12 protein-coding genes are annotated in these 15517 nt (G+C 52.8%); 4 read left to right on the top strand and 8 right to left on the bottom strand.

Going from position 1 to position 15517, the window contains the following annotated elements; genetic code table 11:
• Positions 1–48 precede the first annotated feature (48 nt).
• Positions 49–2964: an excinuclease ABC subunit UvrA gene (uvrA, locus tag CHB92_RS13760; protein ID WP_089319795.1), complete on the top strand. Its 2916-nt coding sequence runs from the start codon at positions 49–51 to the stop codon at positions 2962–2964.
• 42 nt (positions 2965–3006) lie between these two features.
• Here uvrA and CHB92_RS13755 read toward each other — a convergent pair whose 3' ends face one another.
• The gene (locus CHB92_RS13755) at positions 3007–3576 is read right to left on the bottom strand and encodes a DUF4142 domain-containing protein (protein WP_089319794.1); all 570 of its coding nucleotides are present in this window, start codon (positions 3574–3576) and stop codon (positions 3007–3009) included.
• A gap of 251 nt (positions 3577–3827) precedes the next feature.
• Here CHB92_RS13755 and CHB92_RS13750 point away from each other — a divergent pair, with 251 nt between their 5' ends.
• Positions 3828–4505 (top strand): hypothetical protein, encoded by a 678-nt coding sequence (locus tag CHB92_RS13750; protein WP_089319793.1) that lies wholly within the window; start codon positions 3828–3830, stop codon positions 4503–4505.
• A 73-nt stretch (positions 4506–4578) separates the two neighbouring features.
• Here CHB92_RS13750 and CHB92_RS13745 read toward each other — a convergent pair whose 3' ends face one another.
• The 4 genes from CHB92_RS13745 to rpoN form a co-directional block, all read right to left on the bottom strand.
• Positions 4579–5271: a TapB family protein gene (locus tag CHB92_RS13745; RefSeq protein ID WP_089319792.1), complete on the bottom strand. Its 693-nt coding sequence runs from the start codon at positions 5269–5271 to the stop codon at positions 4579–4581.
• A 266-nt stretch (positions 5272–5537) separates the two neighbouring features.
• Entirely contained in the window at positions 5538–6059 is a 522-nt protein-coding gene (locus tag CHB92_RS13740; protein WP_245842572.1) for a hypothetical protein, read from the bottom strand.
• A 218-nt stretch (positions 6060–6277) separates the two neighbouring features.
• Positions 6278–7261, bottom strand: a complete 984-nt coding sequence (gene yiaK / locus CHB92_RS13735; protein ID WP_089319790.1) for a 3-dehydro-L-gulonate 2-dehydrogenase — start codon at positions 7259–7261, stop codon at positions 6278–6280.
• 181 nt (positions 7262–7442) lie between these two features.
• Positions 7443–8888, bottom strand: coding sequence for an RNA polymerase factor sigma-54 (gene rpoN / locus CHB92_RS13730; protein WP_089319789.1), 1446 nt, complete (start codon positions 8886–8888; stop codon positions 7443–7445).
• A 293-nt stretch (positions 8889–9181) separates the two neighbouring features.
• Here rpoN and asnS point away from each other — a divergent pair, with 293 nt between their 5' ends.
• Together asnS and CHB92_RS13715 are read left to right on the top strand one after the other, a co-directional pair.
• A complete protein-coding gene (asnS, locus tag CHB92_RS13725; RefSeq protein WP_089319788.1) occupies positions 9182–10621 on the top strand; it encodes an asparagine--tRNA ligase in 1440 nt (479 codons plus the stop codon).
• A 250-nt stretch (positions 10622–10871) separates the two neighbouring features.
• Positions 10872–12437 carry a hypothetical protein gene (locus CHB92_RS13715; RefSeq protein WP_089319786.1) on the top strand — a complete coding sequence of 522 codons (1566 nt, stop codon included), beginning with the start codon at positions 10872–10874 and terminating at the stop codon, positions 12435–12437.
• 68 nt (positions 12438–12505) lie between these two features.
• Here CHB92_RS13715 and CHB92_RS13710 read toward each other — a convergent pair whose 3' ends face one another.
• From CHB92_RS13710 to CHB92_RS13700, 3 genes are all read right to left on the bottom strand, one after another.
• Positions 12506–13000, bottom strand: coding sequence for a DUF4168 domain-containing protein (locus tag CHB92_RS13710; protein WP_089319785.1), 495 nt, complete (start codon positions 12998–13000; stop codon positions 12506–12508).
• Positions 13001–13229: 229 nt separating this feature from the next.
• The gene (locus CHB92_RS13705; RefSeq protein WP_089319784.1) at positions 13230–14600 is read right to left on the bottom strand and encodes an FAD-dependent oxidoreductase; all 1371 of its coding nucleotides are present in this window, start codon (positions 14598–14600) and stop codon (positions 13230–13232) included.
• A gap of 70 nt (positions 14601–14670) precedes the next feature.
• Positions 14671–15261: an alpha-ketoglutarate-dependent dioxygenase AlkB family protein gene (locus CHB92_RS13700; RefSeq protein WP_089319783.1), complete on the bottom strand. Its 591-nt coding sequence runs from the start codon at positions 15259–15261 to the stop codon at positions 14671–14673.
• Between the last annotated feature and the right edge of the window lie 256 nt (positions 15262–15517).

The raw sequence follows: 15517 nt of genomic DNA, 5'->3' as shown, positions 1-15517 counted from the left end.
GATGCCTAAGATTATGTACCTTTGCTATTTAAGATCAACCCATTCGGAATGGCTTTTAACCAAGAGCAACAACCTACTATAACAGGCACTACTACTGATACTGCTGCACCCGGAGTAAACGGCGATGCACAGCAGATCGAAGTGTACGGTGCCCGTGAGCATAACCTTAAAAATATTTCCATCAAGCTGCCGCGCTACAAGCTGGTGGTGTTTACAGGCATCAGCGGCTCGGGCAAGTCGTCACTGGCTTTCGACACAATTTACGCCGAAGGGCAGCGCCGCTACATGGAGACCTTCTCGGCCTACGCCCGTAGCTTTATGGGCGGCCTGGAGCGCCCGGATGTAGACAAAATCGAAGGTCTCTCGCCTGTCATCTCCATCGAGCAGAAGACCACGAGCCGCAACCCGCGCTCCACGGTCGGCACCATCACCGAGATCTATGACTTTATGCGTCTGCTGTGGGCGCGTACGGCCGAGGCCTTCAGCTATGTGACGGGCGATAAGATGGTGCGCCAGAGCGATGACCAGATCGTGAACCACATCCTGGAGAACTTCAATGGCAAGCGCATTGTGGTGCTGGCACCGGTGGTAAAGGGCCGTAAGGGCCACTACCGAGAACTGTTCCAGCAGATCCGCAAGATGGGCTTTCTACGTGCCCGCATAGACGGCGAGTTAGTGGAAATAACGCCGAAGATGCAGGTAGACCGCTACAAGATCCACGACATTGAGATCGTGATCGACAAGATCGTGGTGAAAGAGGAAGACCGTTTCCGCTTGTCGGGCTCTGTGCAGAATGCCCTCACCCATGGCAAGGGCACCGTGCTGATACTGGATGCGGATGAAGACAGAACGAACTTTTACTCCCGCCACCTGATGGACCCGGCCACGGGCATTGCCTATGACGATCCGGCGCCAAACTCTTTCTCCTTCAACTCCCCTTACGGTGCCTGCCCGACCTGCAATGGCTTGGGAGAGGTACAGGAGATCACGGAGGAAACGGTGATCCCGGACAAGGAGCTGAGCATCCGCCGCGGCGGCATAGCCCCGCTGGGCGAGTACCGCGATATCTGGATCTTTAAACAGATCGAGGCGCTCTTTAAGTACTTTAAGGCTTCGGTGGCCACCCCCATCAAAGACCTGCCGGAAGAACTGGTAAAGGTGCTGCTGTATGGCCTGGAAGAGGACCTGGAAGTGAAAACGAAGAAAGGGACCCACACGGTAGAGTTTGAGGGCATTATCAACTTCCTGAAGAACCAGATGGAGTCAGACTCGGACAACATCCGCTCCTGGGTGGAGGACTTCACGCAGACAAACGTGTGTCCGGAGTGCAATGGCTACCGTCTGAAAAAGGAGTCGCTGCACTTTAAGATCGACGGCAAGAACATCGGTGAACTATCGGTGCTGGACATCAACAAGCTGGCCGCCTGGTTTGAGGGGCTGGAGGACAGGCTGAGCGAGCGCCAGAACGTGATCGCCCGGGAGTTGCTGAAAGAGATTCGCAAGCGCATCGGTTTTCTGCTGGACGTGGGCCTGGACTACCTGAGCCTGCACCGCCCGGTGCGCACGCTGTCTGGGGGCGAGAGCCAGCGTATCCGCCTGGCCACGCAGATCGGCACCCAGCTGGTGGGCGTGCTGTATATCATGGACGAGCCGAGCATCGGCCTGCACCAGCGCGACAACGAACGCCTGATCAACGCGCTGAAAGACCTCCGCGACCTGGGCAACTCCATCATTGTGGTAGAGCACGACAAGGACATGATCATACAGTCAGACTACGTGGTGGACATTGGCCCAGGAGCTGGCATACATGGAGGTCAGGTGGTAACGGCCGGCACCCCGGAGGAAATGATGAACGCCGGCACCACCACCGCCGACTTCCTCAGCAACCGTCGTGGCATTGCCGTGCCCCGCGAAAAGCGGCCCGGTACCGGCGAAATGCTCCGGCTGATTGGCGCCACCGGCCATAACCTGAAAGACGTAACGCTGGAGCTGCCGCTGGGTAAGATGATCTGCGTGACGGGGGTGTCGGGCAGCGGGAAATCCTCGCTGATCCACGACACGCTGTACCCGATCCTGAACACGCACTTCTTCCGGGCCAAGCGGGACCCGCTGCCTTATAAAAGCATTGAGGGCCTGGAGAAAATAGATAAAGTGATTGAGGTGGACCAGTCCCCGATCGGCCGTACGCCTCGCTCGAACCCCGCTACCTATACCGGCGTTTTCACGGATATCCGCAGTCTGTTTGCGCAGTTGCCGGAAGCAAAGATCCGAGGTTACTCCCCGGGGCGCTTCTCCTTTAATGTGAAGGGCGGACGTTGCGAGGCCTGTGAAGGCGCTGGCATGCGCACGATCGAGATGAACTTCCTTCCGGACGTGTACGTGCCCTGCGAGGTGTGCAAAGGCAAGCGCTATAACCGCGAAACGCTGGAAGTACGCTTTAAAGGCAAAAGCATCACCGACGTGCTAGACATGACGGTGGAGCAGGCGGTAGAGTTTTTTGATACCCAACCACGCATTCTGCGCAAAATACAGACGCTGAACGAGGTGGGCTTAGGCTATATTACGCTGGGGCAGCAGGCAACCACCTTATCCGGCGGCGAGGCGCAGCGCGTAAAACTGGCAACTGAGTTATCCAAGAAGGACACCGGACAGACGCTTTATATCCTGGACGAGCCGACCACAGGGCTTCATTTCCAGGACATCGAGCACCTGACAGAAGTACTCCACAAGCTAACCGACAAGGGCAACACCGTGCTCATCATCGAGCACAACCTGGACCTGATCAAGGTAGCAGACTATATCATTGATATCGGTCCTGAGGGCGGTGAAGGTGGTGGCACCATTGTAGCCGCAGGCACACCGGAAGAAGTGGCCGCCGCTGGCAAAGGCTATACCTCCCGCTTCCTGGCAGAAGAGCTAAAAACCAGCCACTACAGCGAGTCCGCTCCCGAAGAAAGTGCCTAAACAAGAAAAGGCCTCCGCAATGTGCTGCGGAGGCCTTTTTAATTATGGATTGTCGATTGTGTCTTCCAGTTCTTCTACCAGCTGTTGGTGCTGCCGTAGCAAAGGTAGCTGCTTGGAGGCGTACTGCTGCAAGGCAAGCACTTTTCCATTCTTCGCGATGTCCTCATAACGCTCCACCAGGTCCTGGTGCTCCCTCACCAGGCGGTTTACGTAGGCCAGGTCGAAGGCAAGCCCTGTTTTCGCTGTTATTTCCTGGTAAATCTCGTTATGCCTTTCACCCATTGTGCTAGGCAGTACAAACTGGCTTTCATCCGCCACTTCTCTTAGCTCCCCTAATAACTGCTGATTTGCCTGCACCAGCTCCTCCGCCAGCTCTTTTACCTCCGGACTCACCGCCCTTTCTAAGGCTACCTCCCCTAACTGCACCTCCAGCATGCTCCCGCTGGCTGCCTCAGCGGCAAACAGCGCGTCATTCTCCATGCCCTCTACTCCAGCCGCTTCAAATTGCTCCACGCTTTGCGCAGTCGCCTGTTCTATGCTGTCGTCATTCCCACAGGCAGTAATCAGTAAAAGGGTCAGTGCAACGAAACCGTTTCGTATAATTCCTCTCATATATGATCTTCCTTTAAAGTATAAAGCTTCTGCAAGATAAGGTTTACAGCTGCTTTATAAAACAAACTGAATATACGCCTTCGGTAGTCCCAAGTTATCGAAAAGGGCTATAACGCACAGCCATGGCCCTTTTTACCCACCCTGCTGTGCAGAAGCAAATAATCCTTCTTACTCATGCAACATTAGCCAGCTACTATATGTAAAGGAGCTAAACCTTATATTACCCTATAAATCCTTTACATAGTTCTACCATGATTCATAAGTCCTACCTGGTGCATGCCTGTTGGCTGGCTCTGCTCATGCTATCCTTTGTTCCATCTTTCGGGCAGCAGGATGAAGCTCCCTTTGTACCCCAGAGGGCCTACACCCACGTTATAAAACTGCACCCATTACAGCTTGGCGAGGTGTACCTGTCGTACGAAAAGATGCGGACAGAGCACATCTCCCATGAATTTGGCTTCAGCTATGTGTATAGCAGCTATGTAAAGGGCGACGACTATATACCGGACAATGTGAAGGTAAGCGGCTTGCATGTGCGCATGAGCCAACGCTGCTATACTTCCAAGAAACATGGCCCCGTACCACTAGGGTTCTTCCATGGGCCGCTTTTTGGGTATCAACTTCTGGCGTACGACGAGCACGTCTTCGGGGAAGCAGAGCAGGCGCCGAATCAGCGCGAGTTGGGCCGGATGTACCTCAACGCCCTGGAGCTCAACTACCAGGCAGGCGGGCAGTTCAAGCTGAACCAGCACCTGACCATGGAACTTGCTATGGCATTAGGTGGGCGTTTAAAGTACGTGCGGGCGGAAAATGCAGATAAGCTCCTGACAACCTATACCATTGGACATGCGCTTATCGCGGAGAAGAACTCGGCCATGTTCCTGGTGCCTTCGCCACAGTTAAACATATCCTTAGGCTACTCCTTCTAATACACCTCTATTAAAACACAAAGGCCGGAGTGTTAACTAACACCCCGGCCACTTCTGTTCTTGGCTAGCTACTCTACGGGCTTACTTTATTAAGCACACTATACGACAAAAGCTTGCCGTTTCGGTAAGTTTCGGAGCGTACTGTGCCTAACTCTGGCACATAATACTCTACCGTCTCGACGCGCATGCCGGGCATTTTCATTCCCATCGCCCGGTTCTCCATTTCAGTGTTATGCCGTATCTTATAGCTGTCGTAGGAGCCTGCGGGCACTTTTATGTTTTCCTTCCCTTCCACGGTGCGGTCCACTACTTTCATCACCATTGTCATCATGTCACGGCCACTGTTCTTATCCTTCATTTTCATGGTCATGGTGCCATCCCCCAGCTTTTGCCCTGCTTCCAGTTGATTCGGGTAAAGCATTTTATCGCCCTCCACCGTCAGTTCCATGTCTTTGTAAGACTCCATCATCTCTGGATTCATAAGCGAGCGCATGTCCATCCAGATACTGCCACCATCACAGCCGATCTTGAAATTACCCTCCGTTGTCAGCTTATCTTTTTGATCATACATCTGACTGTGAATGGTCGCCTCTGTTTTTCCACCGGACTTATCCACTTCCTTCACCTGGTATAGAACACGCCCGGTCTGCTTGTCCTTCTTGTCGTATGTAAGCAGTTCATACGAAGCACCATCCTTTAGTAAAATGTATTGGCTGCAGCCTGTTTGGGCAGAAACAAGTGCAGGCGTTACGAGTAGCAGGAGCAATAACAGTAACGGAGTTAAGTAACGACACACCATAGCCAGCAGGATAAGAGGTAAAACATTTATTGGAATAGGTATAAACATAAGAAAATACCCCCCTTTACCTACTACCAGTCGCCTGTTTAAAGTGCAGCCACTGGCACACTAGGTACAGCTCTTAAAATATTTAGGACAGGGAAACTCAGACCGCGCTCTTATCGCACAGCGCTCCAGCACCACTTCTGTCTGTGGCTTCTGCGGCTATGCCTGATAAGCTTTTGGGCAAAGGCTTACAGGGCCACGTAAGCGGCCACTAATGAGAGCAGTAAGCCGCTACCAAAACCAGCGTACACCTGGGGCGGGGTATGTGCATGCAGCGCCAGCCTTGCCGAAAGCACTGCTCCTGTAAAGAGGACAGCCAGCACAATAGGTCCCACCAGCATGGCCTCTGGGGCCAGCCTGTTCAGTACAAGTAAAAGCCCCAGCCCGCCTCCCATGCCTACACTGTGCGCGCTAACTTTCCAGAAAAATGAGATGAGGTAGGTCAGGAAAACAGAGGCTGCAATCACTCCCATTATAAAGTAGAAAAGGGCATCAAAGGCTGATTCCCGATAGAGTAGATAAGTGGTAGCCAGATAGCAAACACCGGTAAACAGCAGGGGCAACCCGCGCTGCTCCCTTCTTTCCATGGTCAGGGAGTCCAGCTGGCCGGTGCGCACCATGGTGTAGGCCCCCAGGCCCGGTATAACAAAGGTGGTAAAGAAGATCATCGCCAGCACAATCCAGCGGACACGCAGCGGCAGCGTGAGCATAGAGACGGGCATATAATAAAGAACCAAGGCAAAAAGGTAGGTCGGCAATAACAACGGATGAAAGACCACGGAAAGTAACCGTGCAAGCGAATGGTTCACTTTTTAGAGTTTGAATGACTGATGATGTAAGAACACAAAAGGAATCTTTGAGAAGTGAGGCTTTCCATAGTTAAGGCAGACAGCCACTGGCTCAAAGAACCGGTACAAGTTAAAGGATTTTATAAGTCCAGCACCTGTTTCCAGATCTCTTCATTTACTGGTATACCTTCTTTTTCATTTCTGTGGCGCGTGGCCAAGGAGCTTTCGCCCGGATACCTAATTTCGCCCTGACCACCCAGCGCCTGACTGCTTTTGGTGTACTCAATGATTCCCCTGCTGATGGTCTCATCCAGGTTGCTGGCATTGATGCACAGGAACAGTTGCGAAACGCCCGCCTCGTTTCCTGCAGCAGTAATTTGCGCGACGGAGCGCCCCCCGCTCAGAGAGGCAACCAAGGCGTCTATTACCAGTGAGAGTCCGGAGCCTTTCCAGAAACCAATAGGCAAGGGACGCTCCGTTTTCCTGATCTTTGCCGGGTCTTTGGACAGATGGCCTTCCTCATCGTAACCTCCCTCTACCGGGAGCTCTTTCCCCTGCAACTCATACTCCTGCAACTTACCGTACGAGAACTGCGACATGGCCATGTCCAGCACGATGTGTCCCTCCTTCCGCGGAATAGCAATCACCAGCGGGTTATTGCCCAAACGAGGCTCGGACCCGCCCCAAGGCGGCATGTTGGCGATCGTATTCGTGGCACAGATGCCAACACAACCGGCATCTGCCGCCTGCCAGCCATAGCTCCCGGCACGCATCCAATGGTTCGTGTTTTTCACCGCAACACCGCCCATGCCCTTTTCTTTTGCCAGCTCTATCGCACGCTGCATGGCTTTCGTGGCAGTATACATACCGGGTGCCAGGTGGCCGTCCCACCTCTCCAGCACGCCGTTCTGCCCTACTTTCTCCGGCTCAGCATCCGCATCGATCAGGCCCTCCTGTACCATCTGCACAAAAACCGGGAAGCGGTTTAAGCCGTGTGAGTACACGCCGTCTCTGCTGTTCTCGGCAAATACCTGGGCGCACAGCGCGGCTCTTTCTTCTGTAAACCCCTGCTTTAAGAGCACTCTTTTAAACTGTGCTTTTAACTCCTCAAAAGATACCTTCATTATTGTTGTCTATAGGATTGGGTGTACGTGGCCCCCTGCCCCTTTGGTTAGCTAAGGAGTAGAAAGGCTGGACAGAAGGCGGAAACGGCCCCTCTTGAAAGGTTGGGGCAAACAGGGTAACACGATAAGCACTCCTTCCCTGAAAAAGGAACTTACCTTTCTCAGCTTGATCGTAGGCGGATTACAGCTCTTTGCGCAGGCGAGCTACAGGTATGTTGAGTTGCTCACGGTACTTGGCCACGGTGCGGCGGGCAATGTTATAGCCTTTCTCGTTCAGGATCTTTTCTATCTTCTCATCCGACAGGGGCTTGCGCTTGTTCTCGTTGTCGATGATATCTCTGAGAATATTCTTCACCTCCCGGCTGCTGGCATCTTCGCCGGAGTCGGTGGCAATACCTTCTGAGAAAAAGTATTTTAAAGGATAAATACCGAACTCCGTCTGCACGGCCTTACTGTTGGCTACCCGGCTGACGGTACTAATGTCCATCCCGATCTCCTCGGCAATGTCTTTGAGGATCATGGGGCGCAGTTCGCTTTCATCGCCTTCCAGAAAGAAGTCGTGCTGATACTTGATGATGGCCTCCATCGTGCGCAGCAATGTGTTCTGGCGCTGGCGGATGGCATCAATAAACCATTTGGCCGCATCCAGCTTCTGCTTCACAAAAGTCACCGTTTCCTTCAGCTTCTTATCCTTCTTGTCTGACTTATCATAGGCATCAAACATATCGGCATAAGAGCGGCTGATGCGCAGGTCAGGTGCGTTGCGGGAGTTAAGCGACAGCTGCAGCTGCCCGTTCTCATTTGTCAGGATAAAGTCAGGGATGATGTACTGCACGCGCGTCATGCTCGCCCCGGCCCCACCCGGTTTCGGGTTCAGCCGGATGATCAGGTCCACTGCCTTCTTCAGTTCCTCCTCCGACACGTTAAACTTGCTCTGTATCTTCTGGTAGTGCTTCTTTGAGAACTCGTCGAAAGACTCCCGAATGATGCGTTCGGCCAACACCGTGATGGCGTCCTGCTCGTCTCTGCGCTCCAATTGCAGCAGGAGGCACTCCGGCAGGTCACGGGCGGCAATACCGGCCGGGTCAAAGGTCTGGATCAGGTGCAGCACCTGCTCTACCTCCTCCTCGTTGGTCTCGATGTTTTGAGAAAAGGCCAGGTCGTTGACAATAGCGCTCAGGTCGCGGCGGATATAGCCGTCATGGTCGATGCTGCCGATAAGCTGCATGCCAATAGAGTATTTCTTGTCGTCGAGATTCAGGAAGCCCAGCTGGTCCATCAGAGAGTCCGTGAGCGTGGAGGTCATGGCGATGGGCATCTCCTTGTCCTCATCGTCCCCGCCGCGGTCCCCCTGCATCTTGTAGCCGCTTATCTCGTCGTCGTTCAGGTAGTCGTTCAGGTCTACGTCATCGTCCTTGCCGTAGTCCTCGTCGCTGTCGTAGTCGTCCGACTCGCTGTACTCGTCGGAGGCCTCTTCGCGCCCCTCTTCTAAGGCCGGGTTCACCTCCAGTTCTTCTTTTATGCGCGCTTCCAACTCAGCAGTAGGTATCTGCAGCAGCTTGATAAATTGTATCTGCTGCGGCGATAGCTTCTGGGATAAAAGTTGTCTTAAATCGAGTCGCTGCATAGTTTTTTCGAAAAATCGGTGCCTCTTCGTGCACTTCCAAATTTAGGATAATTTTACTCGCATTTACAAAAAAGGTTAAAATATCGTTACTTTGAGGGATTTTCCAGAAACGACTTAAACAGAGAGAGCACAGGCATCTTCTGAAGTATAACCCGGAAGCCCGGCCTCCACGGGGTCTTGGCTCCCAAGCTCCTGAGAAGGACCAAAAGCTGCCCCTATAGGCAGCTTTCCTTTATACTTTTACGGATATTCTGTACCTTCAGAAGTGACAGGCTAAACAACAATTCCTATACATGCAACGCACAAAAGTTAAAGACCTGCTACAGGGTGCCGAAGTAGGCAAAGAAGTACTGCTGAAAGGCTGGGTGCGCACCAAGCGCGGAAATAAGTTTGTGAATTTTATCGCCGTAAACGACGGCTCCACTATAAATAATTTACAGGTAGTGGCCGATGCTGAGAAATTCAGCGAAGAGACGCTAAAAGACGTAACCACCGGTGCCGCTATTGCTGTGGTAGGAGAGCTGGTGGCCTCACAGGGCAAAGGACAGGCCTATGAGGTACAGGCCACCAGCATTGAGGTATTGGGCAAGGCAGACCCGGAAACCTACCCACTGCAGAAGAAAGCGCACTCGCTGGAGTTCCTGCGCGAGATCGCCCACCTGCGCTTCCGTACCAACACGTTCGGAGCAGTGTTCCGCGTACGCAACGCCCTGGCTTTTGCCGTGCACAAGTTCTTTAACGAGAAAGGCTTTGTGTACATGCACACGCCTATCGTAACCGCTTCCGACGCAGAGGGTGCCGGCGAAATGTTCCGGGTAACGACTTTAGACCTGGATAACCTGCCGCGCACCGAAGAAGGCAAGATCAACTTTGAAGAGGATTTCTTCGGCAAAGCCACTAACCTGACGGTATCAGGACAGCTGGAAGGCGAGCTGGCAGCCATGGCCTTCTCCGACATCTATACCTTCGGGCCTACCTTCCGGGCCGAGAACTCCAATACGACACGTCACCTGGCGGAGTTCTGGATGATCGAGCCGGAGATGGCTTTCTATGACCTGCAGATGAACGCTGACCTGGCCGAGGAGTTTATCAAATACATCATTCGCCACGCCCTGGAAAACAACCGGGAGGACATCGAGTTCCTGGGCCAGCGCCTGGCTGAGGAAGACAAGAGCAAGCCGCAAAACGAGCGCCAGGAGATGACGCTGATCGAGAAACTGGAGTTTGTGGTGAACAATAACTTTGAGCGCATCACCTACACTGAGGCTATCGATATTCTGCTGAACTCCAACCACTATAAGAAGAAGAAGTTCCAGTATGAGGTGAAGTGGGGCGTGGACCTGCAGAGTGAGCACGAGCGCTACCTGGTGGAGAAGCACTTCAAAAAGCCGGTGATCGTAACCGACTACCCGAAAGATATCAAGGCCTTCTACATGCGCCTGAACGACGACGGCAAAACGGTGGCTGCCATGGACATCCTGGCACCGGGTATTGGCGAGATCGTGGGTGGTTCGCAGCGGGAGGAGCGCCTGGATGTGCTGGTAGAGCGCATGAAAGGCGTGGGCATACACGAAGAGGACCTGTGGTGGTACCTGGACACCCGCCGTTTCGGGGGCTGTCAGCATGCGGGCTTCGGCCTGGGCTTTGAGCGCATGGTACAGTTTGTAACCGGCATGGGCAACATCCGCGATGTGATTCCTTTCCCGCGCACACCGCAAAACGCAGAGTTTTAACAACAGCTATACTTCAGCTAAAAGCCCGGTTTCACAGCCGGGCTTTTTTTGTGTACAGCTCACACTCTTTTTTCTGCAATTTTCGTTTTAAGTAAAAAAAAGCTTTTCCCCCTTTTTCCTGCAGCAAGCCCAGAAAAGAAAGGGTGCCGCAACAGGAGCTACTTAAAAACCAATGGGTTTGGCCATTCTTTTTCATACTTTGGCCAAAAATTTGCACGTTATAGGAGTATAGAACTTAAGCTTTTAGATTATGCGAAAATTACTTCTCAGTTTACTCTTGACGGGAGCCTTCGCGACAGGGGCAAATGCCCAGAAAGAGTTTGCAAACATAGACCTGCCCATGAACCGTGCAGAAGACCTGGTGTCGGTGGCAGACGATAATGGCAACGTAGCCATCTACTTTTACCAAAGCGGTCGCCTCAACTTCTCCCTCCTATCGCCCAATGGCGAGAAGATCGCGCAGCATGAGATTCCCTACCGCTATGCACAGGACCCACAAATACTCGGCACCCGTGTCTCGGATGAGGAGTTCATCTTCTATAGCCGCTATACGAATGGCCGCAGGGAGTTCTTGCGTCCCTTTGCCATCAACCGCAGAACAGGCGCTTTCAGAAGCCCACAGGACGAGCAGATAAAGCTGGGCCGTAATACGACTTTCCTGGGAGGCTTTGGCGACAAAGAGCACTTCTACATGCTTTATACTGATAAAGACGAGAACCTGCACCTATACCGCGACACAGAAGAGGATGTTGCCCACCTGGAGCACCGTGTGTTTAAAACGAACATGCCCCGCACCCGTGAGCGCTATGCCCGTGAGTCCGGACTGATTTATGTGCACGAAGACCTGGAGCACAACGTATTTACTGGCCATCATCGCAGCAAGATCTATACACGCGATGATAAGGTGTACATGATCTTCGACGGCTACGACCTGCGAGGTAAGGATGATGAGACAACGGAGATCCTGACACTAGATTGGAATACAGGAGAAACGAATTACCGCACCCTCCCGGCCATCGCCCAAAAGGGCAATACGCCTACTTTTAACTCATTCCTGTACAAGGATAAGCTTTTCCGCCTGCACGTGGAGAAAGACCAGCTGCAGCTGACAGCCTATGACTTCAACTCGCTGAAGCCTATAAAAGAGTACAATTATAGCGGCGATGAGGAAATCAGCATTAAGTCTACACCGGTGCAGCAGCGTGGTGCCAAGGCTTTGTTCTCTTCGGACGAGGATGTGATAGAAAAGCCCTCAAAAGTGATGCGGGCCCTGGCAAACGGAGTGCCTGCCATTACAGTGGATGCGTATAACGACAGTACCCTGCAACTGACTATTGGCTCATACAGAGCGCCGCGTGAAGGCAATAGCTTCCAGGACCGAAGTCGGATGGTGCGTACACCGGACCGCTATGTGCGTACTTCCAGAGGCTTGATGATGATTCCCGGGCGCTGGACGCCGGCCTATACCATCCCGAGCTATTACCTGAACTCGCCGTACTACAGCCGTTTCTTCTACGACCCTTACGGGCAGTGGGGAACAGGAGGCTATGTAGGCCCGGGTACCAGCACATACTTCCGTTCTATCCTGGATGCCAATGATCTCAGCAAGGCAGCCTCGGATAAAGAGCTGGTGGTGTTGCAGGATAAGATCGATGAGTTTGAGAAAGACCTGAAGCCGGAGCCGGAGTTTAAAACAGTTTACCGCTATGGGGATAAATTGCACTACGGCTATTACGACCGCAAGGCGAGAACCTTCCGCATCATGGAGTTCGCGCAAAACCAGGAAAAGGAGAAAGACCAACCGGAACAGCCCTAATAGTAGCATAAAACGCAAAAAGCCTCGCCAGGTAAATCTGGCGAGGCTTTTTGCGTTTTATGGTTTACCTATTCTTGCTGCATCATCTCAGCTACCCTTTGCTGTAAGGCCGGGTCCTGGCGGTAGGCCATCATAATCTGCTCATACTTCTGCATGCTGAGGCCGTCTTTCTGAATAGCCGCCTCTACCTCTTTCTGCATCGTTGGCTGCAACTCTATCATGCGCTGCGCAGCTTTGTTAAAGGCAGCCATTTCTTCGGGCGTTGCCTGTACTTCATTGAGCTTTTGCTGCTGGTGTGCCTGTGCTAACTCATTAAACTTGTCAACGCTTATCTTCTCTTCCTGCAGAATGTTCATCATAGCCTGCTCCCCTTTCTGCTGTATGCCCATCAACCGGTTATTGGCATCGGCGAACTGCTGTAGCTCAGCGTCCGAGAAATTCTGCTGCACCTGTCCTTGCTGTGCGGGCGGCGCAACCTGGGCCATAGCACTGCTTCCTAGTGTAGGAGTGCCCAATAAAAGAGCGGCTACAACTGTAGCTTTCAGTTTATTTACAAAATTCATAAGATTCTGGATTTAAGTTAAGAAGTGAAATAACAAGACCTGTGGCGGCGACTAACGCAATGCCGCTACTCTTCTCTTATACCTGTTCTGTTCCAGAATAGTTAGCGAAGCCCTGGCTCAGGCTGTCGTGGGCTGCCTAAGGCAAAACGGTAGACGAGTAAGCCCCTATGAGCAAGGCTTGTAAAACCAGCAGCAATCGGGACCTGGCTGTTTGCCCCACCTCCTCTGCTTACCGCCTTAATTTATCTTTCTTAAGGAGTTGCTTTTCCAGTAAGGCCTGCACTTCCGGCTTCTGAAAGTCGTCTACGTTTTTGATGTGCCTCATCACCTGCTTCATAATTTTGTCCTGCACTTTGCCGGTTTCTAGGGCGTAGGAGTACGGGAGGTCTGTGAAAGTAACCATGGAGTAAAGGGTTAACCACTTGCCCGGGTACTGCTCAGATATCCTGGCCTCGATTTTCTTGCGGAGCAGAAAGCGCGGGTCTGCTACTTTATCGCGCATTTCAATGAAGTTCATCACGGCCAAATCCGCAATGGCATCAGCATTCGGCTTCCGGGTGCGCTCAAACCGGTGGAACAACTCCTCCCAGTCCTCTCCTTCGAAGGTTTCCAGCATTTGGTCCAGTATGGTGATGTCTTCGAAGCCGGCATTCATGCCCTGCCCGTAGAAGGGCACTACGGCATGGCAGGCATCGCCTATCAGCAGGGCTCTTCCCTCATAGCTCCAGGGAAAGCACTTGATGGTCACCAGCGAACCGATCGGGTGAGCAAAGTACTCCTGCGCCAGTTCCGGCATCAGCGGGACAGCATCCGGGAACACGTTGTTGAAAAAAGCCAGTAAGTCCGCTTCGTTTTGGATGGAGGCAAAGGAGCGCTCACCTTCATAGGGGAAGAACAGGGTACAGGTAAAGCTACCGTCGATGTTTGGCAGGGCAATCATCATGTAATTACCGCGTGGCCAGATGTGCAAAGCGTTCTTTTCAATGGCCCATCCGCCGTCTGCTGTGGCCGGAATGGTTAGCTCTTTGTAGCCATACTCCAGGTAGCTTTGCTGGTAGTTAAAGCGCTCCGTCTTCTGCATAGCTCCCCGCACGACCGAATAAGCCCCATCGGCCCCAAACAGCAGGTCAGGCTGTACTGTTTCTGTCTGGCCGGATGTAATATCCCTTAGCAGCACTTCGTTGGTGCGCAGGTCTACATCCAGAGCTTGTTTACTGAAGTGATACGTAACATTAGGGTTCGGCTCTGCGAAGTTCATCAGCGTGGCGTTCAGGCCGCTCCGGGAGACAGAGTAGATGGCCTGCCCCTCCTTGCCATAGGGCTGGAAGGTAAGCTGGCCCTGCTCATCGTGCATCATACGGCCCTGCATCGGGACAGCCACTTTCCGCACCTCTTCCTCTACGCCTATCCCCCTTAAAGCACGCCAGCCCCGGTCGCTAAGTGCCAGGTTGATCGAGCGCCCCCCGTCCACCACCGTTTTGCGCAAGTCTGGCCGCCGTTCGTACAGGTCTACTTTATGGCCCCGCTTGGCCAGGTACAAAGACAGTAACGAACCGACCAGCCCGGCTCCCATGATGGCGATGTTCTTTCTCTCAGTCATAGTCTCTCAGAGGTCCGAACCTCCTGTTCGGGCAAAGGTACGGCTTTCCGGGTTGCGTTGGTAGGATTTGCTACCCTTTCACCAGGCGAAAGGTAAGGTTAATGCGTGGTTGTACGGGGTGTTTTGTCTTGGGGATATGGTGCAGCCAATGGTGTTGCGTGGCCCCCTGCATCAACAGCAGGCTGCCGTGGTGCAGTGTGATGCTTGTTGCTTTCAAATCTTTACGGCTCCGATGCTTGAAGCTAAACCGCCTATCTCCCCCTAAACTCAGACTGGCTATACTCGGTTGCGCGCCTAGCTCCGGCTCATCGTCTGCGTGCCAGCCCATGCTGTCCTGCCCCGAACGGTACAGGTTCAGGAGCACGCTGTTATACGGCTGCTTACTTGCCTGCTCGACCTGTTCCTTTAGTGCTAGCAGTACCGGCAGCCAAGGCTGTGGCTTGTTATAGAGGCCAGAGTAGGAGTACCCTTTGTCGCCGTACCAGGCGGTGAGACGCGGCATCGGCACCTGCTTCCCGAACAGTTGTACGCTTTCCTGCCGCCAGTTCACCTCCTGCATTAGCTCCTGAAAGTACAGGTCACTTGCTATGGGGCTAAAGAAATGTGGGGCATAGTAAACCTCGGCATCCGGAAGGTTCAGTCGTTCTAATGGAGGGTACATGGTGTAAATATAATACTGGAATCATGTAATTGAGTGCAGGGAACAGGATGGTTAAGGCTACCTTGTCTAAACTGCGTATCTAGCTTATCTTATAGAATCACTTAAATCCTTTTTCATTGTTCAAGTCTCAGCGCTCTGTGTCTGAGGTAGGGGCCTCACGAAAAATTGAGTAAGATTTTTCCTTTAATCAGCAAGCGGCTCTTTTCTGTTATCACTATCTACTGTGTCATCTCGGTTTTTTGCCGTTTCGAACTTA

It is taken from the genome of Pontibacter ummariensis (assembly GCF_900188175.1).
Taxonomy (GTDB): Bacteria; Bacteroidota; Bacteroidia; order Cytophagales; family Hymenobacteraceae; genus Pontibacter; species Pontibacter ummariensis.
Note: the sequence above shows the minus strand (reverse complement) of the source record. Positions and strands in the feature narration are given on the sequence as shown.

Excerpts from the sequence above, each read along its gene's own strand:
- uvrA (WP_089319795.1), top strand. The coding sequence starts at position 49 with ATGGCTTTTAACCAAGAGCAACAACCTACTATAACAGGCACTACTACT.
- CHB92_RS13755 (WP_089319794.1), bottom strand. The coding sequence starts at position 3,576 with ATGAGAGGAATTATACGAAACGGTTTCGTTGCACTGACCCTTTTACTG.
- CHB92_RS13750 (WP_089319793.1), top strand. The coding sequence starts at position 3,828 with ATGATTCATAAGTCCTACCTGGTGCATGCCTGTTGGCTGGCTCTGCTC.
- CHB92_RS13740 (WP_245842572.1), bottom strand. The coding sequence starts at position 6,059 with ATGCTCACGCTGCCGCTGCGTGTCCGCTGGATTGTGCTGGCGATGATC.
- yiaK (WP_089319790.1), bottom strand. The coding sequence starts at position 7,261 with ATGAAGGTATCTTTTGAGGAGTTAAAAGCACAGTTTAAAAGAGTGCTC.
- rpoN (WP_089319789.1), bottom strand. The coding sequence starts at position 8,888 with ATGCAGCGACTCGATTTAAGACAACTTTTATCCCAGAAGCTATCGCCG.
- asnS (WP_089319788.1), top strand. The coding sequence starts at position 9,182 with ATGCAACGCACAAAAGTTAAAGACCTGCTACAGGGTGCCGAAGTAGGC.
- CHB92_RS13715 (WP_089319786.1), top strand. The coding sequence starts at position 10,872 with ATGCGAAAATTACTTCTCAGTTTACTCTTGACGGGAGCCTTCGCGACA.
- CHB92_RS13710 (WP_089319785.1), bottom strand. The coding sequence starts at position 13,000 with ATGAATTTTGTAAATAAACTGAAAGCTACAGTTGTAGCCGCTCTTTTA.
- CHB92_RS13705 (WP_089319784.1), bottom strand. The coding sequence starts at position 14,600 with ATGACTGAGAGAAAGAACATCGCCATCATGGGAGCCGGGCTGGTCGGT.
- CHB92_RS13700 (WP_089319783.1), bottom strand. The coding sequence starts at position 15,261 with ATGTACCCTCCATTAGAACGACTGAACCTTCCGGATGCCGAGGTTTAC.